Below are 23435 nucleotides of genomic sequence, written 5' to 3'. Positions count from 1 at the left end.
GCGCCATGCAGACCGGCGAGAAACTCAACACGTTCACGCATCTTTGCGGTGCCGTGATCGCCTTCGGCGCCAGCATCCCGCTGCTGGCGCGCGCCGCGGACGCCGGCGGCCGTGCGGGCCTGGCCAGCACGGCCGTGTATGCCCTTTCGCTGGTGCTGATGTACGCTTGCTCCACCGCCTACCACGGCAGCAGCGGCGCACTGAAGGCGCTGCTCCAGCGCTTCGACCACCTCTGCATCTATCTCCTGATCGCGGGCAGCTATACCCCTTTTTGCATGCTGATGCTGACCGGCGGCGAGGGCTGGATACTGCTCGGCGTGGTCTGGGGCCTGGCCATCGTCGGCATCTTGCAGGAAACCCTGCCGCGCAAGGGGGCGCGCGTGCTGTCGATGCTGGTCTACCTGGCAATGGGCTGGTCGGCGGCGAGCATGATCGGGCCGCTGCAGGCGGGCCTCGGCACAGCCGGCTTCGCCTGGTTGCTGGGTGGCGGGATCGCCTATACGGCGGGAATCGTCTTCTACGCACTCGATGCCAGGCTGCGCCATGCGCATGGAATCTGGCACCTGTTCGTGCTGGCGGGCAGCGCCGCGCATTACATCACCATCTATTTCTACGTGCTGTAAAAAAAACAGGGAGCGGCTTGCGCCGCTCCCCGCGTTTCCGCTCATCCAGCCAGCTTATACGGCCGACACGTCCAGCTCGGCAGCCGTTGCTTCGACGATCTGTTCCTTCGTCACGCCCGGCGCCAGTTCCACCAGCTTCAAGCCCCTGTCGGTCACGTCGATCACGCCCAGGTCGGTGATGATGCGGTCGACCACGCCCACGCCGGTCAGCGGCAGGTCGCATTTCTTCAGGATCTTGTGGCTGGTCGAGCCATCCTTGGCGGTGGCGACATGTTCCATCACCACGACCACGCGCTTGACGCCGGCCACCAGGTCCATCGCGCCGCCCATGCCCTTCACCATTTTGCCAGGGATCATCCAGTTGGCCAGGTCGCCGCGCTCGGACACCTGCATCGCGCCCAGGATGGCCAGGTTGATCTTTCCACCGCGGATCATGCCGAAGGAATCGGCCGAGCTGAAGTAGGCGGCGCCCGGCAATGCCGTGACGGTCTGCTTGCCGGCGTTGATCAGGTCGGCGTCGACGGCGTCGTCGGTCGGGAAGGGGCCGATGCCGAGCAAGCCATTTTCCGATTGCAGGAAGACTTCGATGTCCTGCGGCACATAGTTGGCCACCAGGGTCGGCAGGCCGATGCCCAGGTTCACATAGAAACCGTCTTGCAGTTCCTTCGCCGCGCGCGCGGCCATTTCATCACGAGTCCATGCCATGTTCTGTCTCCGAAAGTAATCGTCAAATCGTCTCAGTTCGCGCGCACGGTGCGCTGTTCAATGCGCTTTTCCGGGCTCGGATTGTGGACGATGCGGTGCACGAAGATGCTCGGGGTGTGCACCTGGTCCGGATCGATCTCGCCGGTCTCGACCAGCTCTTCGACCTCGACGATGCAGACCTTGCCGGCGGTGGCGACGTTCGGATTGAAGTTGCGCGCGGTCTTGCGGAACACCAGGTTGCCGGCCTTGTCGGCTTTCCAGGCCTTGACCAGGGAGACATCCGGCACCAGGGCCAGTTCCATCACATAGTGTTCGCCGTTGAATTCACGCGTTTCCTTGCCGTCGGCCACGATGGTGCCATAGCCGGTCTTCGTGAAGAAGGCCGGGATGCCGGCGCCGCCGCAGCGCAGTTTCTCGGCCAGCGTGCCTTGCGGGGTGAATTCGAGTTCGAGTTCGCCGGCCAGGAACTGGCGTGCGAATTCCTTGTTCTCGCCTACATAGGAGGCGATCATTTTCTTGATCTGGCGCGTTTCCAGCAGCTGGCCAAGGCCGAAGCCGTCGACGCCGGCATTGTTGGAAATGGCTGTCAGTTGCTTGACGCCGGAGTCGCGCAGCGCTTCGATCAGCGCTTCCGGAATGCCGCACAGGCCGAAGCCGCCGACCGCGATCGTCTGGCCGTCTTGCACGACACCGGCCAGCGCCGATGCCGCGTCAGGATACACTTTGTTCATACCCGTCCCTTTATGAATGAGCCGAAAAGCCCGATGTGGGAATGCACGGCGCGCCGCCCTTGCGCATCCCTTTATGTACCGCAGAGTAGAATCCCAGCATAGAATACGCCGACTCAAAGCACAATACCGTAGAACTACCGGCCATGGCCCCGTCCCCGCACCGAGACTCGATCCAGTGAACCAATCATACGCCATCGACTACGAGATGATCTTCCAGCATGCGCCGGTCGGCATGTGCATCTCGGTCAACCGCGTGATCCAGTCGTCGAACCTGGCGCTGGCCGCGATGTTCGGCTACGTCCGCGGCCACCTCGACGGCCAGTCCTTCGCGGTGCTCTACCCGACGATGGACGAGTTCCTGCGCACGGGCGACCGCATCGTGCCGATCATGAACGCGAAGGGCCGCTATTCCGACGAGCGCATCATGCGCCGCGGCGACGGCGAGCTGTTCTGGTGCCACGTGACCGGACGCGCGCTCAACGCCGCCGAGCCGCTGGGCGCGGGGGTGTGGACCTTCGAGGACGTGAGCGAGAAGCGGCCGGTGACGGCCGAGCTGACGCCGCGCGAGCGCGAGATCGCGGCGCTGCTGGTAGAGGGCAAGACGAGCAAGGTGATCGCGCGCGAGACGGGGCTGAGCCCGCGCACGGTGGAAATGCACCGGGCCAAGCTGATGCGCAAGTTTTCGGCGTCGACGTCGTCGGAGCTGGTACACAAGCTGGTGGGGGTGGCGCGCTGACAGGCGCCCGGCCGCGTCAGGGCGGCAGCAAGGCGCGCACTTCGTCCGGCAAGCGCACCGATTTCCCGGCCTTGAAATCGACCCACACGATCTTCGCCATGCCCTCGGCATGCAGCGCCCCCGCCTGCCCGTCCACGCCCACGACGCGGATCTCGTGCGTCATTTCAAAGCTCGAGCGTCCGGGCGGCCCTACGTGCGAGCTGACCTCGATCTCGGCCGGGTAAGTCAGTTGCTTGAGGAACGAACACTGGGTATTGATCAGCACCGGCCCGGTCGCGGCCGGATCGGGCAGCGCGCCGACCTGCTCCAGCCAGGCGATGCGCGCCGTTTCGAAATAGCGGAAATAGACCGTGTTGTTGACATGGCCCATCGCGTCCATGTCGCCCCAGCGCACCGCCATGCGCATCGTGTGTACCAGTATCTTGTGGCTCATGCCGTGCACCCATCGTGAAGACAAAAAAATGGCGCCGCAAGGGGCGCCACCGTCCGCTATTCTACGCCGCCTACTGCGCCGTCATGCCGTCGTCGGCGGTGATGATCGCGCCGTTGATGAAATGCGCTTCCTCGGCCGCCAGCAGGAGCAGCAAACCGTCGAGGTCTTCCGGCTTGCCGGGGCGCTTGCGCGGCAGCAGGTCGATCAGCTTCTTGCCCTGCTCGGTCCCGAAATAGTCCTCGTTCATCTCGGTCGAGATATAGCCGGGGCAGATGGCATTGACGTTGATGCCGTACTTGCCCCATTCGACCGCCATCGCCTTCGTCATCTGCACCACGCCGGCCTTGCTCATGCAGTAGACGCCGATTTGCGGCAGCACGCGCAGGCCGGCGACGGAAGCGATGTTGACGATGCGGTGCTGCTTGCGCGGGTCGCCCTTGGCGCGCTGGATCATGCGCTTGGCGGCCTGCTGGGCGACGAAGAAGGCGCCGCGCAGGTTGGTATCCATGATGTACTGGTAATCGTCCTCGGTCACGTCGAGCAGGCGCTGGGTGCTTTGCACGCCCGAGTTGTTGATCAGGATGTCGATCGGGCCGGCCTCGGTCTCGGCATGGGCGATCGCCGACTTGATGCTGGCCAGGTCCGTCACGTCCAGGTTGACCACGTGCGCCGCGCCGCCATCGGCCTCGATCTCGGCGCGCAGCTCCTTCAGGCGTTCGGTGCGGCGCGAGGCCAGCACCACCTGGGCACCGGCCCCGGCCAGGGCTTTCGCGAAGCGCGCGCCCAGCCCGCTCGAGGCGCCGGTGACCATCGCAATCTTTCCTTCAAAATTCACTTCGATGCCCACGTTGGCTCCTGTCCTGGTGTGCGGTGAGACGCATGATGACGAAGGCATAATGATGTCACAGATTACAGGCGTTAGATGGCGCCATCTAATATTCGCCCTAAAATGGCGGGCAAAGTTGCATTCGGACGGAAAAAGCCGCACACTCGTGCTTAAATTTTTTTAACCACACAAGACCATGACAGAGACCATCAACATCCTCGAACAATACGGGCCGCGCGAAGCAATGGAGTATGACGTCGTCATCGTCGGCGGTGGCCCGGCCGGCCTGTCGGCGGCGATCCGCCTGAAGCAGCTCGCCGCCGAAAAAGGCCAGGAGGTCTCTGTCTGCGTACTGGAAAAAGGCGGCGAGCTGGGCGCCCACATCCTGTCCGGCGCCGTCATGGACCCGATCGCCATCAACGAACTGTTCCCGAACTGGAAGGAACTGGGCGCGCCCCTGAACACCGAAGTGACCGAAGACCGGGTCCTGTTCCTGACCGAGACGAAGGCGCGCGCCACGCCGTCGTTCATGGTGCCGAAGATGCTGACCAACCACGGCAACTACATCATCTCGCTGGCCAACGTCGTGCGCTGGCTGGGCCAGCAGGCCGAAAGCCTGGGCGTGGAAGTCTTCCCCGGCTTCCCCGCCGCTGAAATCCTGTACAACGAGGATGGCTCGGTCAAGGGTGTCGCCACCGGCAACATGGGCGTGGACCGCGAAGGCAAGCCGACCGACGCCTTCCAGCTCGGCATGGAACTGCACGCGAAGTACACCTTCTTCGCCGAAGGCTCGCGCGGCCACCTCGGCAAGCAGCTGATGACGAAATACGATTTGAACCGCGGCAAGGACCCGCAGACCTACGGCATCGGCATCAAGGAGCTGTGGGAAATCGACCCGGCCCTGCACAAGCCGGGCCTGGTGATCCACACCGCCGGCTGGCCGCTGGACAACAGCACCTATGGCGGCTCCTTCCTCTACCATCTGGAAAACAACCAGGTGGCGGTGGGCTTCGTGGTCGGCCTGGCCTACCAGAACCCCTACCTGTCGCCCTACGAGGAATTCCAGCGCTATAAGACGCACCCGGAAATCCGCAAGTTCTTCGAAGGCGGCAAGCGCATCTCGTACGGCGCGCGCGCCATCACCGCGGGGGGCTTGCAGTCCCTGCCGAAAACCGTGTTCCCGGGCGGCGCCCTGATCGGCTGCGACGCCGGCTTCCTGAACACCTCCCGCATCAAGGGCAGCCACGGCGCGATCAAGACCGGCATGCTGGCTGCCGAAGCGGCCTTCGAAGCCTTGGGCGCCGGACGCCAGCACGACGAACTGGCCGCCTATCCGGCCGCGTTCGAGAAATCCTGGCTGTACACCGAGCTGCACGCGGCGCGCAACTTCAAGCCGTGGATGAGCAAGGGCCTGTACCTGGGCACCATCATGACCGGCATCGACCAGATCGTCTTCAAGGGCAAGGCGCCATGGACCCTGCGCCACAAGCACGCCGACCACGAATGCCTGCAGCCGGCCGCGAACTTCAAGCCGATCGTCTATCCGAAGCCCGACGGCAAGCTGACCTTCGACCGCCTGTCGTCGGTGTTCATCTCGAACACCAACCACGCGGAAGACCAGCCGGTGCACCTGACGCTGAAGAACGCCAGCATTCCGGTCGATGTCAACCTGGCCAAATATGCCGGTCCCGAGCAGCGCTACTGCCCGGCCGGCGTCTACGAATTCGTGAAGACCGACGCCGGCCAGGACCGCTTGCAGATCAATGCGCAGAACTGCGTGCACTGCAAGACCTGCGACATCAAGGACCCGATGCAGAACATCGTGTGGGTGACGCCGGAAGGTGGCGGCGGGCCGAATTATCCGAACATGTAATCGTTGAAACGGGCGCCGCTGGCGCCCGTTTTTCCTGGCCCGCGGCGATGCCAGGGGGCTTGGATCGCCGCAGCTGGGTCAGCCGATGCGCGCACGCCCGCGCGCACCGAAGCGGTGGCCGACCACCATGGTGGTGCTGGCCACCAGGCTGGACAGGCCAATGACCAGCTGGATCAGCTTGTCGGCCGGCAGCACCCAGCACGCCCCGCGCGGCGGCGCGACGCCGGTGGCGGCCACGATCAGCGGCGCGATCCAGGCCGCGTCGTCGTCGACGTCGAGCACGATCGCATCCTCGGCACTCTGCAGGTAGATGTTGCCGCCCTCGGCCAGCGTGAAGCAGACCCCGTAGCCGGTCTCGTGCGGCTTGATCAGTTCCTGCATCGCCTGGTCGTGTTCCGCGATCCAGAGTTCGACGTCCTGCGGCGTTTCGAGATGGATCCAGGGACGAGGACGGAAGCGTGGGGGCGTATCGAGAGGAACGGTCATCGGATGCTGATAAGAGTCAAAGGCGCAAGCCCCCATGATACGGTATTCGGCAGCCGCGGTCAGGGGCCGGGTGCGTATTTCAGGCCTGGACCAGGGTCACGATGCGCGCCTGCAGGCCGGGCCCGATGCGCAGCTCGGCCGCCGAGACCGGCAAGCTGAAGCGGCGCCGGCCCGCGCTGCCCGGATTGATATACAGCACGCCATCGCGCTCGACGCAGGACGGCTTGTGCGAGTGGCCCGACACGACGACGCGCACGCCGCGCAGGCGCGGTGCGATGTCGAGTTCCTTGATGTCGTGGATCGCGTGCAGCAGGATGCCGCCGACCGTGATCGTGGCGCTGGCGGGAATAGCGCGCGCCCAGGGGTCGCGGTCGTTGTTGCCGCGCACGACCGTCAGCGGCGCGATGGCCGCAAGGCGTTCCAGGATGGCGGCGCTGCCGATGTCGCCGCCGTGGACGATATGATCGCAGCCGGCGAGAAAGTCCAGCGCCTCGGGACGTAGCAGCCCATGCGTGTCGGAGATGAGTCCGACGCGCATGGCGCGGTCCGGGCGATCGTCAGCGATGGCGCTTCGCTCCCGCCAACTTCGCCGTCGTATAGATCGAATACAGCGCCGCCAGGCCCACCAGCACATAGATCAGGCGCGCCGCCGGGCTGCCGGGGCCGAAGATGGTGGCCACCATGTCGACCTCGAACAGGCCGACCATGGCCCAGTTCAGGCCGCCGACGATCAGCAGCGCCATCGCGAGATAATCGAGTGCCGACATGGCCGAGCGGCCGCCTTCGCGCAGCACGCTGCGTCGCTCGGGGCCGGTGCGGCGATCCATCGTCGGTGCGTTCATCGTTGCCATAACGGGTCTCCTTCAAAAGATCAGTCGCGCGAGCGGCAATGCGGTCATTGCCGACGCAGATCCCAAGATAGCAAAAAACCACGCAGTCGGCGCGCCCGAACGCCCTATCAGCTTTATCAGCTTTATCAGCCTTTCCAGGTACGGTTCAACCCGGTATCGGCATGGATCCAGCCGCCTTTCGGACCGGACCGGTAGTAATAGCCGACGCCGCCCTGGCGGAAGCTGCGGATCAGGCCGCCGAGCACTTCCTCGCTGAGGCTGGAGATGCGGATATCGGCCGCCTTGCCGCTCATGTGCAGCGACTTGCGCGCCGCCGGAATGCCCTGCTCGAGCAGGCGTGCGTTCGAGGCCGGGGTGCGGTAGCCCGAAAGGATCTCGAGCGGCTGCTCGAGACCGTAGCGGGCGATGAAGGCCTGGGTGCCCCACAGCATCTCCAGCAGTTTCGGGTCGATCGGCGCGGTTTCGCGGCCGTTGACGTCGCGCAGCATATGGCACAGTTCCTGGTAGGCGGAGTCGATCACTTCGCCGTCTTTCCAGTACAGGAGCTTGGTGCGCTCGCCGCTGGCCGGACGCGTCACGCTGAGCGTGCGCGGCTTGACCCAGAAATCGAGGTCGAGCAACTGGGCGTCGAACAGGTCGGGCGGGGGCGTGAGGTCGCTGGGAGCGGCTTGCGGCGCCGCCTGGGCCTGGCCGGCGAGGGCCGGGGCAAGCACGCCGAGCGCGGACAGGCGCATGCCGTATTCAAGAAAATCTCTGCGGGAAGCCATAAGGTACTCATCTTTGCGAAGCCCGTACTATAGCGTAACGAGTTCAGCCGTCAAAGACGTGTCCTGTTGGTTTTAGGTGATTATTGACTGCAGTTGCAGAAGCGCTTGCGCTTGGCGTCGGCCTCGAGCGGGTCGGCGTCGAGCTGCTTCCACATCAGGCTGCATTCGAGCCCGAAGCAGGATTTTTCCTGGCCGGCATTGGCGTAGCCGTGGCGTTCGAAGAAGGTGGTGCTGCTCGCAGGGCTGTGCAGGAAGAGCTTGCCGATGTTCCAGGCGCGCGCCTGGGCTTCGACCGCGGCCAGCAGGGCGCGGCCGACGCCGATGCGCAAGGCGCCCGGTTCGACGTAGCAGAGGGCAAGCTTGCCGGCCTGCGTCAGCAGGGCCAGTCCCAGTAGTTCTCCATCGCGTTCGGCGACGATGGCGTGGTTGGTGGGAGAGGCGAACCAGGCGGCGACGTTTTCCGGGTTCTTGTTGGCGAGCCAGGTATCGAGGATATCGGGACGGCCGCAGTGGTCGGGCGCGCAGCCCTGCTCGATCGAGCGGCGCAGCAGGTTGCAGGCCGGTGCAGCATCAAGCGGTGCTGCTTTGCGAATGTCGATACCCATGAACGCTACCCAGTAACTCGTAATGACTGATTCTATTGCCCAAAAACACGCTTTTGACGGCTCCTGCGAATGTCCGGACTATACACTGAAAGCCGCAGAGCTTGCCGAAGGCCATGCATACATTGCTTTGGGTCTATTACTGGCGCGCGCAAGACCGCCGCTCGCACCACCTGTCCAGACAGCTTCTAAGCATATGACGAAATTATTCTTCCGTTTTCTTCTGAATAAATGGAACATGGACGCTGTTTCCATTGTAGATAAAAGCGAGAAAAATATGCCACGCCACCCCCTCAATCCCCTGCGCCGCTGGATCCTCGCGCTTGCGGTCGGCGCCGCGCTGCCGCTGGCCGCCAACGCCGCCGCGCCCGAGCTGCTCAACGTCTCGTATGACGTGGCGCGCGAATTGTACAAGGACATCAACCCGGCCTTCATCGAGAGCTGGAAAAAGAGCACGGGCGAGACGGTGACGATCAAGCAGTCGCACGGCGGCTCGAGCAAGCAGGCGCGCGCCGTGGCCGATGGCCTGGAAGCGTCGGTGGTGACGATGAACCAGGCTAACGACATCGACATGCTGGCCGACCGCGGCCTCGTGGTCAAGGACTGGGCCAAGAAGTTCCCGAACAATGCGGCGCCGTATTACTCGACCATGGTGTTCCTGGTCCGGAAAGGCAACCCGAAGGCGATCCGGAACTGGGACGACCTGGCCAAGCCGGGCGTGCAGGTCATCATCCCAAATCCCAAGACCGCAGGCAACGGCCGCTATACCTACCTGGCGGCCTGGGGCTCGGTGCTGAAAAAGAAGGGCGGCACCGAAGCCCAGGCGCGCGAGCTCGTTACCCGCATCTTCAAGAACGTGCCGATCCTCGACGCCGGCGGCCGCGCGGCCACCACCACCTTTACCCAGCGCCAGATCGGCGACGCCCTGGTGACGTTCGAGAACGAGGTGAGCATGGTACGCGCCGAGTTCGGCGACAATTTCGAGGTGGTCTACCCGGCCGTGTCGATCCTGGCCGAGTCGCCGGTGGCCGTGGTCGACAAGGTGGTCGACCGCCGCGGCGTGCGCAAGCAGGCGACGGCTTACCTGAACTTCCTCTACACCCCGGTCGGCCAGGAAATCGGTGCCAAGCACTACCTGCGCGTGCGCAACGAAGCGGTCATGAAGAAATTCGCGGCCAACTACAAGCCGATCGCGCTGTTCTCGGTGGACGAGCTGTTCGGCGGCTGGCGCAATGCGCAGAAAGTTCACTTCGACGACGGTGGCGAATTCGACAAGATCTACCAGTCGAAATAAGCGTCCCGTGTGCGATGCAGCAATGAATTAGCCCTGCCCTGGAGGCCCTGCGACAACGCAGGGCCTTTTTTGTCACGAAAAGTCACAGTCGAGCCTGGTTTTTGCTTGTGCGCCATAGACAGTAGGAAATGCGAGTGCTATCTTTCATGGCTTAGATGTGCCGCAGAGCAAGTAAATACGGCGCCAAGCCTGGCGCCTGGCCATCATTCCCAACACCTACTGACACCCATGATCAAGAAACTGTTCGCCGCCGTCCTGTTGTCGATCTCGTCCGCTGCCGCAATCGCGGTGCCGTTCGGTTCGCAATCGGTCCTGGTGGTCGAAGACGACACCGGCAAGATTTTGCTGGAAAAGAACGCCAGCGCCATCCTTCCCATCGCTTCGCTGACCAAGCTGATGACCGCGATGGTCATCCTCGATGCCAGGCAAAACATGGACGAGCTGATCGAAATCGACCGCAGCGATGTCGATACCCTGAAACACAGCACCTCGCGCGTGCCGGTCGGTGCCAGCATCCCGCGCCGCGACGTGCTGCAGCTGGCCCTGATGTCCTCGGACAACCGCGCCGCCGCCGCGCTGGGCCGCACCTATCCGGGCGGCTTCGTCGCCTTCAAGGCCGCCGTGCGCCGCAAGATCGCCGCGCTCGGCATGCACAACACCGTCATCGAAGAGCCGACCGGGCTGTCGCCGAACAACCGCTCGAACGGTCCGGACCTGGTGAAGATGGCGCGCGCCGCCGCCGCCTACCCGGAGATCAGCGAGCAGACGACCGACGCCAAGAACATCATCAACATCAACGGCCGCGGGGTCGAGTACCGCAACACCAACCGCCTGGTCGGCGCCAAGGGCTGGGACATCGGCCTGTCGAAGACCGGCTATACCCAGGAAGCCGGCCGCTGCCTGATCATGAGCATCAAGGCCGCCGGCAAGAACGCGACGATGGTGCTGCTCAACGCCGGCGCCTCGTCGGCCCGCATCCTCGACGCCCTGAACGTGCGCCGCCACATCGCCGGCGAAGAAGCCCCGGTGGGACGCATTGCCAAGGCGGCGCGCTCGGCCAGCATCATCAAGGCCGGCGGCCGCGCTCCGCGCCTGAAGGCCGGCGGCACGGGCCTGCGCATCAAGGCCGCCGGCGGCCGGGTCGTGAAGGTCAAGGCGAAAGCCGGCGTGCGCAGCAAGGCGCGCGTGGTCGCGACCAAGAAGAAGGTCGTCGTGGTGCGCAAGCGCCGCAATTGATGGCAGGCGCAGGGCCCGCGGGCCCTTGCGCCGTTCACGAAAAGGGATGCCGGGCCGTGTGCCCGCATCCCTTTTTGCGTTCCGGCCCGGCCGCGGCGCCGGACCGGGCTGCATCGCGCTGCCCATGGCCCATCGCAGGTAGAATGCGGTTCGAATAACCCGTGTGAAAGCAGACAATGAAAAAAGCCGACCTTGCCAAGAGCGATGCCAAGAAAATCATGAACCAGATGGGCACCCGCAGCGCATCGTTCGGCGCCGGCGACGCCGCCCCGGCCGACCGCCGCGAACAGCGCGACCGCGACCGCGACCGCGACCGCGCACTGGGCCTGGTACCGTTCGCCGTCAAGCTCAATGGCGACCTGGTGGCGCGACTGCAGGCGCTGGCCGGGGAGCGCGGCGTGGACATGAACCGGCTGGTGGACGAGCTGCTGCGCAAGGGGCTGGACGGCTGACCGGCTTACCCACCCGCGGAGCGGTTGCGGGAGGCCCTTGCGGCCGCCGCTACCGCTCGATCAAATGCCGTAACCCGCTGGCCCGGTGCGTCCTTCTCGCCACGGCCTCGGCCAGCACCGGCGCGTGCGGCGTCACCAGCGTGAACGCGGTGCTCGCCCGCGTGATCCCCGTGTACACCAGCTCGCGCGTCAGGATGCCGTGGCGGTCTTCCGGCAGCACCAGCACCGTGTGGCTGAATTCCGACCCCTGCGACTTGTGCACCGTCATCGCGAACGCCGTCTCGACGCTGCGCAGGCGGGTCGCGAGCACGCTGCGCACGTCGTCGCCTTCAAGGAAGTAGACGCGCAGCGAACCGGGACGCGCCGGGTCGCCCAGGGTCAGGCCAATGTCGCCGTTGAAGACGCGGGTGCCATAATCGTTGCGCGTCACCATCACCGGGCGTCCGACATACCATTCGCCGGCGCGGGGCAGGAGCCCGGCCGCCCGCAGGCTGGCCTCGATCGCCGTGTTCAGGCCCGACACGCCCCACTCCCCCTCGCGCACCGCGCACAGGATGCGGAAGGCCTCGAAGCGCTGCAATACGGCGCGCACCCAGTCCTCATGCGCTCCCTGCGGCCCCGCGCGCAGCAGCTCCAGGCAGGGCTGGTAGCCCGCCAGGGCCAGGGTCACGACCTGGTGCTGGTGCGCGCCCTCGATCCAGCGCAGCGCGCCCGCACCGCCGCCGCGCAGCACGGCCGCGGCCGCATCGGCCTCGCCCGCGTTCACGGCCAGCGCCAGTTGCCCGATCGGCCCGCCGAAGCGGCGGCTGTGGCGCAGCATCACGGTTTGCTGGGCCAGCGGGCCGCCATGGCCCAGGTATTCCGGCGGCAGTTCCTCGCCGCTGGCCTCGAACACGTAATCGGCGGTGGCGCCGCTGTAGCCGCCGGACTGGGCGTCGTGGCACAGGTCGCCGAGCACGGCGCCCGCTTCCACCGAGGCCAGCTGGTCCTTGTCGCCCAGCAGGATCAGGGTCGCGCCGGGCGGCAGCGCGTCGAGCAGGCAGGCCATCATTTCCAGGTGCACCATCGAGGCTTCGTCGACGATCAGGACGTCCACCTCCAGTGGATTGCCGGCGTGGTGGGCGAAGCTGCGGGTATCGGGACGCGCCCCGAGCAGGCTGTGCAGGGTGCGCGCGGCCCCCATGCGGCCGGTCAGTTCGCGCAGCGGCAGCGCCTCGCCGACGCGCTCGGCGAGATCGGTGAGCGCCTTGTCGATCGACTGCTTCAAGCGCGCGGCGGCCTTGCCGGTCGGCGCGGCCAGCGCGATGCGCTGGCGGGCCGCGTCCGGGGCCACGGCGAACAGCAGCGCCAGGAGGCGCGCCACGGTATAGGTCTTGCCGGTGCCGGGGCCGCCGGTGATGATCGCCACCGAGCCGCGCAGCGCCACCGCGCACGCCAGCTTTTGCCAGTCCGGCTTTTGCTGGACGCGCTGGGAGGCGAACAGCAGGTCGAGCCAGCTGCGCACCCCGGTCGATTCGACCGGGTGCGTCGCCAGCGCGCGCGCGCGGATGCTGTCGGCCACCAGGGTCTCGTCGCGCCAGTAACGCCGCAGGTACAGGCGTTCGCCATCGAACACCAGCGGCGCGCCGTAGTCGAATTGCCCGACTTGCCACACCTGCTCGCAGGCGGCCAGCTGCGCGGCCCAGGCTTTCGCGTTTTTCGGCAGCGGCGCGACGCTGCCCGCCAGGGCCTGCCACTGTTCTCTCGTCCACCCGAGCAGGCCCGCCGGGTCGCGCGCCAGGTCCGCCATCTGCAGGCAGCTGTGTCCGCGCCCTTCGAGTTCGGACAGCACCAGCGCGGCCAGCAGCAGCGGCGGCGCGACCGGGCCGAGCGAATCGACGAAGCGGGCAAAGGCCATGGAGAGGCGGCGCAATTGGCCGGCCTCGGTCAGGTGCATCGCTTCCTCCCACAGGGCGGCTGGAGAAACGGCGGCCCGGACATCATGCGTCATGCGTCATCTCCCCAGGAGCTGGTCCAGGCCGTCGAGCAGCGCGACGTCCGGCTCGAGCAGGCAGCAGCCATGCGTCGAGGTGTTGGCGATCCCGCGCAGGAACAGGAAGACGGCGCCGCCCAGCTGGCGCGCCGGGTCGTAGGCGTCGCCCAGGCGGCTTTTCAGGAGGCGGTGCAGCGCCAGCATGTAGATCGCGCCCTGGATGTCGTAGCGGTGCCCGGCCATCCCCTCCTCCATCGCGCGCCGGGTATAGGCGGCGTCGTTCGGCCCCAGCGCGTTCGATTTGTAGTCGAGCACCCAGTACTTGCCCTCGTGCTCGAACACGAGGTCGGCAAAGCCCTTGAGCATGCCGTGCAGCGCGCGTTCGGGCAGGGTCGGCCGCGCCGTCTCGCCGAGCAGCCGGCGGCGGCACAGGCGGTCCAGCTCGCCCAGGTCGAGGCCGTCGCTCGGGAACCAGAATTCCATTTCCGGCACCGTGTCGACGATCTCGGAAAGGCTGGCGCCCACCGGCGGCAGGCGCGTCGCGACGATCGTGCGCAGCCAGGCCAGCGTGTCCTCGAGCCGGTGGCCCCAGCCGGCACGTTCGATGCGCTGCGCCAGGCGGGTGTCGACATGCGGGTCGTCGATGCCGTCGAAGCCTTCCTGCCCGAGCCATTCGAGCTGCTCGTGCAGGAAGTTGCCCGGCACCGAGCCGCGCGGGAAACGGTGCCAGGGCGCGTCCTCGACGCGCGGCGCCGGCGCGGCTTCCTCGTCCTCCATCAGCGTTTCCTCGGCCGCGCGCATGGGCGGGGCCGTCGTGTGGCGCGTGATCGAGGTGAAGGAGCCGACCGACCAGTTGCGCTCGAAGTCGGCCGAGAACGGCGGCGCGTCGCTCAAGGCCGCGCGCTCCTCGACCCGGTCGAGCATGGTGCAGCCGTCGAGCGGGTCGAGCGTGCGCAGTTCGATCCCGGCGCACGCGCCGCGCAGGCGCCCGAGGTGCTCGCCGAGCGAGGCGGCCGGCACCGGCGCGCCGCCGCCGAGCAGGTAGCCGAGGGCCGACTCGTGCAGCCGGTTCTCTCCCTTCTTCCGGCTCGATACCGCCGCCACGCCCAGCCACAGGAAGTGGCGCGCGCGCGTCAGCGCCACATACAGGAGGCGCAAGTCTTCTTCCAGGCGTGCCCGGTCCACGGCCTCCAGGGCCTCGTCCGACAGCGCCAGGTCGATGCGGCGTCCGCCATCCTCGTGCACGTACTCGAAGAAGCTGCGGTTGCGCTTGTCGGTCTTGCGCGCGGTGACGGCGAAAGGTAGGTAGACGAGCGGGTATTCCAGGCCCTTCGACTTGTGCACCGTGATGACCTTGACGAGTTCGGCGTCGCTTTCCAGGCGCAGCACGCGCTCTTCGCCGCCCTCGCCCAGGCCCTCGATCTGTTCGGCGAACCAGCGGATCAGGGCTTGCTCGCCGTCGAGCTGGGTGCTGGCTTGCTGCAGCAGTTCGGCCAGGTGCAGCAGGTTGGTGAGCCGGCGCTCGCCGCCCGGCTCGCGCAGCAGGCGCGCCGGCAGGCCGAGCTCGTGGATGAAGCGGCGCAGCATCGCCAGCACGCCCTGGCGCTGCCAGGACTGGTGCAGGGCCTTCAATTGCTCGACCCGCTCTTCCCAGGCGGCTTCGTCGCCTGACAGCCGCGCCAGCTCGGCCAGCGGCAGGCCGGCCGTACGCGTGGCCAGGGCCGCGCGCGCCAGCGCGCCGTCGAGGGGACTGGCGACCGCGTACAGCCAGCGCAGCATGTCCGCCGCCTCTTCGCTCTCGATGACCGAATCCTTGTCCGACAGGTAGACGCTGGCGACCTTGCGGCGCACCAGCGCCTGGCGGATGGCGGCGGCTTCGCGCCGGTCGCGCACCAGGATGGCGATATCGGCCGGCACCAGCCGCTGGAACCGGCCCTCCTCGGCGAAACCGACCTGCGGGTGGTTCAGGAGCGTGACGATGTGCTCGGCGCAGTGGTCGGCGAAGAAGGTGCGGTATTGCTCGACATTCATGTCTTCCTGTTCGACCGTGCACAGGGCCAGCGCCTGACAGGGGCCGTCGACGCCGACCAGTTCGGCGCGCCGTCCAGCCGCGCGGACCGGCTCGAAAGGCAGCGGATTGACGCCGCCGCGCCGGAAGCGGAAGGCGCCGGCCGCGTGGCCCGGGTGCTGCCGGTCGCCTTCGGCGTGGCGAAACAGCTGGTTGACCGCCTCCACCAGCGCCGCGGTCGAGCGCCAGTTGGTGCCGAGCTGGTAATGCCGGCCCTCGGTCGCGCCGCGGGCGGCGAGATAGCTGTGGATGTCGGCGCCGCGGAAACCGTAGATCGACTGCTTCGGGTCGCCGATCAGGAACAGGCCCTGTCCGGGGTCGTTGGCGGCCACCCGGTAGAGCAGGTTGAAGATCGCGTACTGGTCGGGCGAGGTGTCCTGGAATTCGTCGATCAGTGCGACCGGGAACTGGGCGACGATGCGTGCGCGCAGCGCCTCCCCGTTGGCCCCTTCCAGTGCGTCCTTCAGGCGCCTGAGCATGTCGGCAAAGCCGAACTGGCGGTTGCGCGTCTTCAGTTCCGCGATGCGGCGCGCGATGTGCCCGGCCGCATGGCGCAGCAGCGCGTGCGAGAGCGGCGCGATGGCCGCCAGCGCCGCGCGCAAGCCGTCGGTGCAGCCGAAGCATTCCGGCACCACGGCATGGAAGTCCTTGCCGAAGGCGTCTTCCAGGCCCGCCGGCGCCAGGCGCTTCCACGCGGTCTCGTTGATCTCCGGGGCGAGCAGCGCCGGATCTTGCGCCCAGGCGCGCAGCGCCTCGAACCATTTCGGCACCGAATCGACGCGCATCTTGTTGCCGTTGAAGGCTTTCGGATTGCGCTCGCGCTGCCCGGCGATCCAGCGCTCCATCTCGCCGGCGCGCTCGAACCAGCCTTCCTTCAAGGACGCGAGTTCGGCCTGCAGGCTGCGCTGCACGCGCGCGACCAGGCTCGCCAGCGGCTCGGGATCGTCCATGCCGAGCGTGGCCGCGCGCTGCACCAGCTCGCGCACCGCCTCCTTGAGCGCCTCGACATCGCGCCAGACATCCAGCACCGCCGCCAGCGCGCCGCTGTCCAGGGGGTAGACATGCTGGCGCCAGTAGTCGTGCGCGGCATCCTCGAACAGCATGCGCTCGTCGCTGACGAGTTCCTCGTCGAACAGGCTGCCGGAATCGAAGGCATGCTCGCGCAGCATGCGCTGGCACCAGGCGTCGATGGTGAAGATCGCCGCCTCGTCCATCGTCTCGGCCGCCAGCACCAGGCGGTGCGCGGCGATGCGGCGTTCGGCATCGCTCGCATAGCTGCCGGCCAGGGCTTCCAGGTAGGGATCGGCGCCCTCGCCCTCGCCGCGGAAATAGGCGGCGGCCCCCACCAGGCGCTCGCGCACGCGGTTGGCCAGTTCGCGCGTGGCGGCGCGCGTAAACGTCATCACCAGGATCTGGGAAGGCAGCAGCGGACGCGCGTAGCCATTGCCGGCGCCGTGGCCCAGCACCAGGCGCAGGTAGAGCGCGGCGATGGTCCAGGTCTTGCCGGTGCCGGCGCTCGCTTCGATCAGGCGCGAGCCGTGCAGCGGGAAGGTCAGCGCGTCGAGCAGCTGGCTCATGCGTCTGCTCCATGCGGCGTCACCTGGATCTGTTCCCGCAGCCAGTGCGCCAGGGCGCCGTACAGATCGTGCGCCAGGTCCGGCCAGCCGCCGGCGGCGACCAGCAGCGCGAATTGCGGCCACAGGCGCGCCAGGCAGGGTTCCTCGACCTCGCCGGGGAGCTCGTAGCCGCCGTCGTAGGCCTTGCGCGGATCGGCCCCTTGCAGCAAGGCGAGCGCCGTCTTGCAGGCCACCGGCAGCGGCGCGTCGAGGTTGCACCGCCACAGGTGGACCAGGTTGCCCAGCACGGCCAGGGCATCCGCGCGCGCGAGCGGCGCCATCGTCACCGTCGCGTCGCGCGCCACCAGGTAACCGGTGGCGCCGACGCCGAGCGCGCTCGCGGCCAGTTGGCGCAGCCAGGGCCCGATCAGTTTCTCTCCGCGCGGCGCGCCGGCCTTGTCCAGCACCTTCGAGGAAATCTGCATCAGCCAGGCCGTCTTCCCGCCGTCGGTGCGCAGGCGGTCGATCCAGTCTTCCAGCAGCACGCCGTCGAAGTCGAGGCTGATCGCCAGTTTCGGCGCCGGCAGCGGGAAGCGGCGGCCCAGTTCCAGCCAGGCGCGGCGCACCGGCACCAGGCCGTCGACCAGCTGCTGCTGCCACTGGCGCCCGACCAGGCCGATCGGCAGCACGCCTTCGCGCGCCAGGCGTTCGGCGCGCGCGCCGAGCATCTGGCGCACCTCGTCGAGGTCCTCGACCTTGCCGGAATCGTCGAGCAGGCTGTCTTCCAGGAAGTAGCGGTCGAGCGCGCCGAGCGCGAACGGTTCCTCGTCCTCGCCGATGACGTCGGCCGCATTGAACACGACGCCCAGGCGGCGCCGGAAGAAATAGCGCGCCGGCTGCTTCACGAAGTTCACCAGCTCGGACAGTTTCAGGCGAAAGTCCGGCTCCAGTTCGTAGGCCGGCAAGGCGTCCAGGGCGCCCTCGGCTTCCACCCGGTGGGCCGCGCGCCACTCGCGCGCATAGGTCGGCAAGCCGCCTTCCTCGAAATAGCGCCGGCTGAACGGCTGCAGCGCGTGCTCGGTGGTGAGCGTGGCGAGGTCGACATCCCAGCCCGCGTGCAGGTAGTCGCGCAGCTGCGCCACCAGCACCGAGGCCGGCTGCTCGCTGTTGTCGCGCACGTTGCGCCCGACCCAGCTCACGTAGAGCTTGTCGCGCGCGGCCAGCAGCGCCTCCAGCATCAGGTAGCGGTCGTCGTCGCGGCGCGAGCGGTCGCCGGGGCGGCCCATGCCCGCCATCGCCAGCAGGTCGAAGTCGTTCTGCGGCGCGCGGCGCGGGAAGTCGCCGTCGTTCATGCCGAGCAGGCAGACGGCGCGAAACGGCACCGCGCGCATCGGCATCAGGGTGCAGAAGGTGACGCCGCCGGAGACGAACTGGTGGTTCAGGGTCGGCTGGTCGATCTGCCCGAGCCAGGCTTCGCGCAGCACCGCGAGCGGCACCGGCTCGTCGAAGCCGCCCGCCTCCGTCATCTCCATCCAGCAGTTCAGGGCTTCGCCCAACTGGGCCAGCGTGATGCGGTCGCCTTCCTCGCGGCCGTCGAAGAAGTCGGCGAGCAAGGCGCGCGCCTGCACGCCCCATTCCACCGGGGCACGCGCCTGCGCCAGGCGCGCGCGCCAGGCGAGCAGGCATTCGACGAACTGGGCCAGCGAGCCGGCCAGCGCGGCGTCGAGCCCGCCGACTTCGGCATACGGTTCGATGTCGCCGAAGCGCGCGCCGGCGCCGCTGGCATACCCCAGCAGCATGCGCCGCACGCCGAAGATCCAGGCGTTCTGCTCGCCGGCCGCGCCGAGGCCGAGGCCGGCGCGGTGCTCGCCGTCGAGGCCCCAGCGTACGCCGGCGCCGTCGATCCAGGCGCCCAGGGTGGGCAGGTCGTCTTCGCGCAGGCCGAAGCGCGCGGCCACGGCCGGCACGTCGAGCAGGTCGCGGATCTCGCTCTGGCGGCAGCGCTGCTGCGGCAGGCGCAGCAGCCATTCGAGGGCGACCAGCAGGGGGTTCACGCTGCGGTCGCGCGTGTCGCCGATCTCGAACGGGATGTGGCGCGGGTCGCTGCGCCTGTGCTGGCCGAAGACCGCGTGGATGGCGGCCGAGAAGGTATCGATGTCGGGCACCATGACGACGATGTCGCGCGGGCGCAGGGTCGGGTCCTGCTCGAACATCGCGAGCAGCCGGTCGTGCAGGGCCTCGACCTCGCGCTGGGTGCTGTGGGCGACGTGGAACTCGATCGAGCGGTCTCCGGGCGCGGGCGGCAGGCGCGTATGCTCTGACAGCGGGCGCATGTCGCGCACCGCGGCCTGCACCTGCTGCAGCAGGGTCTCGCCGTCGCCGTCGGAAAACAGGTCGACGCGCAGCCTGGCGCTGCCGGCCACTTCGGGACGGCCCGCCTCGTTGTCGAATTCGTCGAGCATGCGCACGAAGTCGCGTCCCTGGCGGCCCCAGCTTGCCAGCAGCGGATGGCTGTGCGCGTGCAGTTCTTCCATCGGCAAGGCCGCCAGGTCGACGCCGCCGCGCGCCGGCTGGCGCTTGTGCGCCGCTTTCAGCAGTTCGCGCCCCTCGATGATGTCGCCCCAGTAGAACTGGCATGGATTGGGCACGGCCAGCAGCACCTGCGTGTGGCGCGACAGCGCGGCGATCGCCTGCAAGGTCTGGTACGGCAGGGCGGACATGCCGAACAGCACGACCCGGCGCGGCAGCGGCGATACGGGCGGCTCGCCCGACAGGATCTTGGCGACGAACACTTCGTGGATCGCGGCGCGCCCGCTGCCGCGCTGCATCGGCGGCACGCTGTCGTGCACGGCGCGCCAGAGCCGCGCCTGCCAGCACTGGTCGGGCGCCAGCGGCAGCGCGTCGCCGCCGGCGCGGCGCAGCTGGTCGCGCCCGACTTCCCAGTCGGTCAGCCAGTCGGCGCGGTAGACCTGGTACTGGTCGAACAGGTCGGCCAGGCGCTCGGCCAGCTGCAGGCGCCGTTCCGGGCAGCCGTCGCCCAGGAAATGCGTGAGCGGCGCGAACACGGGTTCCCGCAAGAGCGTCGGCAGCAGGCGCATCAGGCGCCAGGTCAGCGGATCGCGGTCGAAGGGCGAGCGGCTGGGGACGCGTTCGCGCCCGAGCATGGCGCGGTAGGCTTCCCACAGGAAGCGCGCCGGCAGCGCCACCCGCGTCGCCGCGCACACCCCGAGCTCCTCGGCCAGCGCGATCTTGAGCCATTCGGCGAAACCGTTCGACTGCACCAGGATGGTTTCCTGCTCCAGCGGCCCGAGCGGATGCCCGCGCAGCCAGTCGAAGACGGCTGCGCGCAGCATTTCCATCTGGTTGCCGTGCAAAATCAGCAGGCCGGGGGTGATCGTGGAGGACATCAAGGGGCGTGGTCGATTGGGCAGCTCAGGCGCAACAGGATACCCTTTTTGGGCGCGCGGCGAAAGGCGGGACGATGCCGGGGAGCCCGTGGACCTGGGGCCGGAAGATTGTTGCTAATATATATGCGAACATACATGCGCACGGATCGCCATGGGGCGCCCGGCAGAGAGGATGCGGGATGAGCGAAGCGGCAGCAAAGGTGGTGCCAGGACCGGCGGCGGGCGGCGCCGACGCGGATGGGGCGCAAGATGCGCCGCACGACCCGCATGCCTGGCTGGAAGACGTCGGCGGCGACAAATCCCTGGACTGGGTGCGCGCCCGCAATGCGCTCTCGGAAGAGGTGCTGGGCGGGCCGGCGCACGACGCGCTGCGCGCGCGCCTGCAGGGCATCCTCGACGCCAGGGAGCGTATCCCTCACGTACGCAAGCATGGCGACCGGCTGTACAACTTCTGGCGCGACGCCGTGCACGAGCGCGGCATCTGGCGCCGCACCACGCTTGCCGAGTACCGCAAGGATGCGCCCCGCTGGGAAACGGTGATCGACCTCGACGCCCTGGCGCAGGCGGAGAACGAGAACTGGGTCTGGGCAGGCGCCACCTTCCTCGCGCCGCGCGGCACGCGCTGCCTGGTCTCGCTCTCGCGCGGCGGGGGCGATGCCGAAGTGGTGCGCGAATTCGACCTCGTGGAGCGCGCCTTCGTCGCCGACGGCTTCACGCTGCCCGAATCGAAAGGCAGCGTCGGCTGGATCGACCAGGACACCCTGTTCGTCGCCACCGACTTCGGAGCGGGTACGATGACCGACTCGGGCTACCCGCGCATCGTCAAGGAATGGAAGCGCGGCACGCCCCTGGCGGATGCGCGCCTGGTGTTCGAAGCGGGCACGGGCGACTTGTCGGCGTCGGCCCGGCGCGACCTCACGCCCGGCTTCGAGCGCGATTTCGTCACGCGCCAGATCGGCTTCTACAGCAGCGAACTGTTCCTGCGCGCGGGCGGCCAACTGGTGAAGATCGAGAAACCCGAGGACGCCAACGCCTTCGCCGTGCGCGACCAGCTGCTGGTCGAACTGCGCTCGGACTGGTCGGCGGGAGGCCGCACCTGGCCGCAGGGCAGCCTGCTGGCCATCGACATTGCCCGCTTCCTGGACGGCGAGCGCGATTTCGCGCCGCTGTTCACGCCCACGGCGACCAGTTCCCTCGACGGCGTGGCCGTCACCCGCAGCGCCCTGCTGCTCACCGTCCTCGACAAGGTGAAGAACCGCCTGGTGGAGTTGCGCCGCGTCGACGGTGCCTGGCAGCGGCGCGAGGTCGCCACGCCCGGCATCGGCACGCTCGGCGTGGCGGCGCTCGACGAAGTCGAATCGGACGACTATTTTTTGAGCGTGAACGATTTCCTGACGCCGACCACCCTCTACCTGGGCCAGGTCGGCAGCGACGGGCGCGAACGCCTGAAGGCGATGCCGGCCTGGTTCGATGCGACACCGTACAGGGTGTCCCAGTTCGAGGCGCGCTCGCGGGATGGAACGATGGTGCCCTACTTCGTCGTCATGGCGCATGGCGCGCAAGCGGACGGCAGGAATCCGACCGTCCTGTATGGCTACGGCGGCTTCGAAGTGTCCCTGAAACCGGCCTACAGCGGCATGCTGGGCGCCGGCTGGCTGGAAAAAGGCGGCGTGTACGTACTGGCCAATATCCGCGGCGGCGGCGAGTTCGGGCCGCGCTGGCACCAGGCGGCGCTCAAGGAAAAGCGCCAGAGGGCCTTCGACGATTTCCTCGCGGTGGCGCAAGACCTCGTCGAGCGCAAACTCACGAGCCCGCGCCACCTCGGCATCATGGGCGGCAGCAATGGCGGCCTGCTGGTGGGCGCCGCCCTGACCCAGCGTCCCGACCTGTTCAACGCCGTCGTCTGCCAGGTGCCGCTGCTGGACATGCGGCGCTACCACAAGCTACTGGCCGGGGCGTCGTGGATGGGCGAATACGGCGACCCGGACGATCCGCGGCAGTGGGACCATATCGGCAAGTACTCGCCCTACCACAACGTCTTCGCGGACAAGCAGTATCCGAAAGTGCTGTTGACCACCTCGACCCGCGACGACCGCGTGCATCCGGGCCACGCGCGCAAGATGGCCGCGCGCATGGAAGAACAGGGGCACGCCGTGCTGTACTGGGAAAACACGGAAGGCGGCCATGCCGGCGCGGCCAACAATTCCCAGCAGGCGCGCATGTGGGCGCTGACCTATTCCTTCCTGTGGCAGCAGCTCGCATGAGGCCGGGTGCGGGTGGCGCGGCGGCCACGCTCCCCGGTGCCGGGCGCGCTGTCGCCGTGCGTGCGCTGGCGCCGCACGAGTGGCCGCTGTACCGCGCCCTGCGCCTGCGCGCGCTGGCGCAGGCGCCCGAGGCCTTCGCCAGCACGCTGGCCGAGGAAGAAGCGCGCGGCGACCATGATTGGGCCTGGCGCCTGGCACTGGGCGCCACGTCCGGGCGCGAGCTGCCGCTGGTGGCCGAGGCCGGCGGCGCCGGGGCCGGCCTGGCCTGGGCCAAGGCCGACGCGGCCGATCCCTCCCTGGCCAGGCTGTACCAGTTGTGGGTGGCGCCAGAGGCACGCGGCCATGGCGTGGGCGCCGCGCTGCTCGCCGCCGCGCTCGACTGGGCACGCGCGCGCAACGCGCTTGCCATGGAGCTGGGCGTGGTGTGCGGCAACGACGCCGCACGTCGCCTGTATGCGCGCGCCGGGTTCCGCGAGGCGGGAGAGCCGCAGCCGCAGCGTCCGGGAGCGAACCGGATGGAGCAACCGATGCGGCTCGCGCTGGCCTGAAGACC

The 23435-nt window shown here is 67.9% G+C and carries 20 protein-coding genes; 8 read left to right on the top strand and 12 right to left on the bottom strand.

What is annotated here, in order from left to right:
• Positions 1-5: 5 nt before the first annotated feature.
• A complete protein-coding gene (gene trhA, locus ACFPOU_RS12485; RefSeq protein ID WP_379721540.1) occupies positions 6-623 on the top strand; it encodes a PAQR family membrane homeostasis protein TrhA in 618 nt (205 codons plus the stop codon).
• Positions 624-677: 54 nt separating this feature from the next.
• Here the strand turns inward: trhA and ACFPOU_RS12480 are convergent, their stop codons facing one another.
• Both ACFPOU_RS12480 and ACFPOU_RS12475 read right to left on the bottom strand, forming a co-directional pair.
• Complete coding sequence (locus tag ACFPOU_RS12480) at positions 678-1328, bottom strand: 3-oxoacid CoA-transferase subunit B (protein ID WP_379721537.1); 651 nt, start codon at positions 1326-1328, stop codon at positions 678-680.
• 32 nt (positions 1329-1360) lie between these two features.
• Entirely contained in the window at positions 1361-2059 is a 699-nt protein-coding gene (locus ACFPOU_RS12475) for a CoA transferase subunit A (protein WP_379721534.1), read from the bottom strand.
• Positions 2060-2234: 175 nt separating this feature from the next.
• Here ACFPOU_RS12475 and ACFPOU_RS12470 point away from each other — a divergent pair, with 175 nt between their 5' ends.
• On the top strand, positions 2235-2795 hold the full coding sequence (locus ACFPOU_RS12470) for a LuxR C-terminal-related transcriptional regulator (RefSeq protein WP_379721531.1): 561 nt from the start codon (positions 2235-2237) through the stop codon (positions 2793-2795).
• Positions 2796-2811: 16 nt separating this feature from the next.
• Here the strand turns inward: ACFPOU_RS12470 and ACFPOU_RS12465 are convergent, their stop codons facing one another.
• Both ACFPOU_RS12465 and ACFPOU_RS12460 read right to left on the bottom strand, forming a co-directional pair.
• Positions 2812-3228, bottom strand: a complete 417-nt coding sequence (locus ACFPOU_RS12465; protein WP_379721528.1) for an acyl-CoA thioesterase — start codon at positions 3226-3228, stop codon at positions 2812-2814.
• Between the two features lie 70 nt (positions 3229-3298).
• A complete protein-coding gene (locus ACFPOU_RS12460) occupies positions 3299-4075 on the bottom strand; it encodes an SDR family oxidoreductase (protein ID WP_379721525.1) in 777 nt (258 codons plus the stop codon).
• A gap of 175 nt (positions 4076-4250) precedes the next feature.
• On the opposite strand from ACFPOU_RS12460, the gene ACFPOU_RS12455 reads away from it, so the two are divergent.
• Positions 4251-5927 (top strand): electron transfer flavoprotein-ubiquinone oxidoreductase, encoded by a 1677-nt coding sequence (locus ACFPOU_RS12455; protein ID WP_379721522.1) that lies wholly within the window; start codon positions 4251-4253, stop codon positions 5925-5927.
• 78 nt (positions 5928-6005) lie between these two features.
• On the opposite strand, the gene ACFPOU_RS12450 is transcribed toward ACFPOU_RS12455, so the two are convergent.
• From ACFPOU_RS12450 to ACFPOU_RS12430, 5 genes are all read right to left on the bottom strand, one after another.
• On the bottom strand, positions 6006-6413 hold the full coding sequence (locus ACFPOU_RS12450) for a hypothetical protein (protein ID WP_379721519.1): 408 nt from the start codon (positions 6411-6413) through the stop codon (positions 6006-6008).
• A 79-nt stretch (positions 6414-6492) separates the two neighbouring features.
• The gene (locus ACFPOU_RS12445; protein ID WP_379721516.1) at positions 6493-6951 is read right to left on the bottom strand and encodes a metallophosphoesterase family protein; all 459 of its coding nucleotides are present in this window, start codon (positions 6949-6951) and stop codon (positions 6493-6495) included.
• 19 nt (positions 6952-6970) lie between these two features.
• Positions 6971-7264 carry a DUF378 domain-containing protein gene (locus ACFPOU_RS12440; protein ID WP_379721513.1) on the bottom strand — a complete coding sequence of 98 codons (294 nt, stop codon included), beginning with the start codon at positions 7262-7264 and terminating at the stop codon, positions 6971-6973.
• Positions 7265-7389: 125 nt separating this feature from the next.
• Positions 7390-8031, bottom strand: coding sequence for a YcbK family protein (locus tag ACFPOU_RS12435; RefSeq protein WP_379721510.1), 642 nt, complete (start codon positions 8029-8031; stop codon positions 7390-7392).
• Positions 8032-8111: 80 nt separating this feature from the next.
• A complete protein-coding gene (locus ACFPOU_RS12430) occupies positions 8112-8636 on the bottom strand; it encodes a GNAT family N-acetyltransferase (protein WP_379721507.1) in 525 nt (174 codons plus the stop codon).
• Positions 8637-8910: 274 nt separating this feature from the next.
• Between ACFPOU_RS12430 and ACFPOU_RS12425 the strand changes: the two genes are divergently transcribed.
• The 3 genes from ACFPOU_RS12425 (at position 8911) to ACFPOU_RS12415 (ending at position 11615) form a co-directional block, all read left to right on the top strand.
• A complete protein-coding gene (locus ACFPOU_RS12425; RefSeq protein WP_379721503.1) occupies positions 8911-9927 on the top strand; it encodes a sulfate ABC transporter substrate-binding protein in 1017 nt (338 codons plus the stop codon).
• Positions 9928-10155: 228 nt separating this feature from the next.
• Positions 10156-11163, top strand: a complete 1008-nt coding sequence (locus tag ACFPOU_RS12420; RefSeq protein ID WP_379721500.1) for a serine hydrolase — start codon at positions 10156-10158, stop codon at positions 11161-11163.
• 176 nt (positions 11164-11339) lie between these two features.
• The gene (locus ACFPOU_RS12415) at positions 11340-11615 is read left to right on the top strand and encodes a hypothetical protein (protein ID WP_379721497.1); all 276 of its coding nucleotides are present in this window, start codon (positions 11340-11342) and stop codon (positions 11613-11615) included.
• Positions 11616-11664: 49 nt separating this feature from the next.
• On the opposite strand, the gene recD is transcribed toward ACFPOU_RS12415, so the two are convergent.
• Genes recD through recC form a run of 3 tightly spaced genes read right to left on the bottom strand, consistent with a single transcriptional unit; the run spans position 11665 to position 20618 of the window.
• On the bottom strand, positions 11665-13605 hold the full coding sequence (gene recD, locus ACFPOU_RS12410) for an exodeoxyribonuclease V subunit alpha (RefSeq protein WP_379721494.1): 1941 nt from the start codon (positions 13603-13605) through the stop codon (positions 11665-11667).
• A gap of 3 nt (positions 13606-13608) precedes the next feature.
• Positions 13609-17232 (bottom strand): exodeoxyribonuclease V subunit beta, encoded by a 3624-nt coding sequence (gene recB / locus ACFPOU_RS12405; protein ID WP_379721491.1) that lies wholly within the window; start codon positions 17230-17232, stop codon positions 13609-13611.
• A complete protein-coding gene (recC, locus tag ACFPOU_RS12400) occupies positions 17229-20618 on the bottom strand; it encodes an exodeoxyribonuclease V subunit gamma (protein ID WP_379721488.1) in 3390 nt (1129 codons plus the stop codon). Before recC ends, recB begins: the two co-directional genes overlap by 4 nt.
• Before the next feature lie 179 nt (positions 20619-20797).
• Here recC and ACFPOU_RS12395 point away from each other — a divergent pair, with 179 nt between their 5' ends.
• Both ACFPOU_RS12395 and ACFPOU_RS12390 read left to right on the top strand, forming a co-directional pair.
• Complete coding sequence (locus tag ACFPOU_RS12395; protein WP_379721485.1) at positions 20798-22882, top strand: prolyl oligopeptidase family serine peptidase; 2085 nt, start codon at positions 20798-20800, stop codon at positions 22880-22882.
• Positions 22879-23430 carry a GNAT family N-acetyltransferase gene (locus tag ACFPOU_RS12390; protein ID WP_379721482.1) on the top strand — a complete coding sequence of 184 codons (552 nt, stop codon included), beginning with the start codon at positions 22879-22881 and terminating at the stop codon, positions 23428-23430. Before ACFPOU_RS12395 ends, ACFPOU_RS12390 begins: the two co-directional genes overlap by 4 nt.
• The last annotated feature ends 5 nt before the right edge of the window (positions 23431-23435 follow it).

The organism is Massilia jejuensis (assembly GCF_042656795.1).
GTDB classification, from domain to species: domain Bacteria; phylum Pseudomonadota; class Gammaproteobacteria; order Burkholderiales; family Burkholderiaceae_D; genus Telluria; species Telluria jejuensis.
The sequence above is the reverse complement of the archived record's forward strand: the minus strand, read 5'-3'. Positions and strand labels throughout refer to the sequence as shown.

What these genes read in the sequence shown, in the direction of transcription:
- trhA (WP_379721540.1), top strand. Translation starts at nt 6, where the DNA reads ATGCAGACCGGCGAGAAACTCAACACGTTCACGCATCTTTGCGGTGCC.
- ACFPOU_RS12480 (WP_379721537.1), bottom strand. Translation starts at nt 1,328, where the DNA reads ATGGCATGGACTCGTGATGAAATGGCCGCGCGCGCGGCGAAGGAACTG.
- ACFPOU_RS12475 (WP_379721534.1), bottom strand. Translation starts at nt 2,059, where the DNA reads ATGAACAAAGTGTATCCTGACGCGGCATCGGCGCTGGCCGGTGTCGTG.
- ACFPOU_RS12465 (WP_379721528.1), bottom strand. Translation starts at nt 3,228, where the DNA reads ATGAGCCACAAGATACTGGTACACACGATGCGCATGGCGGTGCGCTGG.
- ACFPOU_RS12455 (WP_379721522.1), top strand. Translation starts at nt 4,251, where the DNA reads ATGACAGAGACCATCAACATCCTCGAACAATACGGGCCGCGCGAAGCA.
- ACFPOU_RS12450 (WP_379721519.1), bottom strand. Translation starts at nt 6,413, where the DNA reads ATGACCGTTCCTCTCGATACGCCCCCACGCTTCCGTCCTCGTCCCTGG.
- ACFPOU_RS12445 (WP_379721516.1), bottom strand. Translation starts at nt 6,951, where the DNA reads ATGCGCGTCGGACTCATCTCCGACACGCATGGGCTGCTACGTCCCGAG.
- ACFPOU_RS12440 (WP_379721513.1), bottom strand. Translation starts at nt 7,264, where the DNA reads ATGGCAACGATGAACGCACCGACGATGGATCGCCGCACCGGCCCCGAG.
- ACFPOU_RS12435 (WP_379721510.1), bottom strand. Translation starts at nt 8,031, where the DNA reads ATGGCTTCCCGCAGAGATTTTCTTGAATACGGCATGCGCCTGTCCGCG.
- ACFPOU_RS12430 (WP_379721507.1), bottom strand. Translation starts at nt 8,636, where the DNA reads ATGGGTATCGACATTCGCAAAGCAGCACCGCTTGATGCTGCACCGGCC.
- ACFPOU_RS12425 (WP_379721503.1), top strand. Translation starts at nt 8,911, where the DNA reads ATGCCACGCCACCCCCTCAATCCCCTGCGCCGCTGGATCCTCGCGCTT.
- ACFPOU_RS12420 (WP_379721500.1), top strand. Translation starts at nt 10,156, where the DNA reads ATGATCAAGAAACTGTTCGCCGCCGTCCTGTTGTCGATCTCGTCCGCT.
- ACFPOU_RS12415 (WP_379721497.1), top strand. Translation starts at nt 11,340, where the DNA reads ATGAAAAAAGCCGACCTTGCCAAGAGCGATGCCAAGAAAATCATGAAC.
- recD (WP_379721494.1), bottom strand. Translation starts at nt 13,605, where the DNA reads ATGACGCATGATGTCCGGGCCGCCGTTTCTCCAGCCGCCCTGTGGGAG.
- recB (WP_379721491.1), bottom strand. Translation starts at nt 17,232, where the DNA reads ATGAGCCAGCTGCTCGACGCGCTGACCTTCCCGCTGCACGGCTCGCGC.
- recC (WP_379721488.1), bottom strand. Translation starts at nt 20,618, where the DNA reads ATGTCCTCCACGATCACCCCCGGCCTGCTGATTTTGCACGGCAACCAG.
- ACFPOU_RS12395 (WP_379721485.1), top strand. Translation starts at nt 20,798, where the DNA reads ATGAGCGAAGCGGCAGCAAAGGTGGTGCCAGGACCGGCGGCGGGCGGC.
- ACFPOU_RS12390 (WP_379721482.1), top strand. Translation starts at nt 22,879, where the DNA reads ATGAGGCCGGGTGCGGGTGGCGCGGCGGCCACGCTCCCCGGTGCCGGG.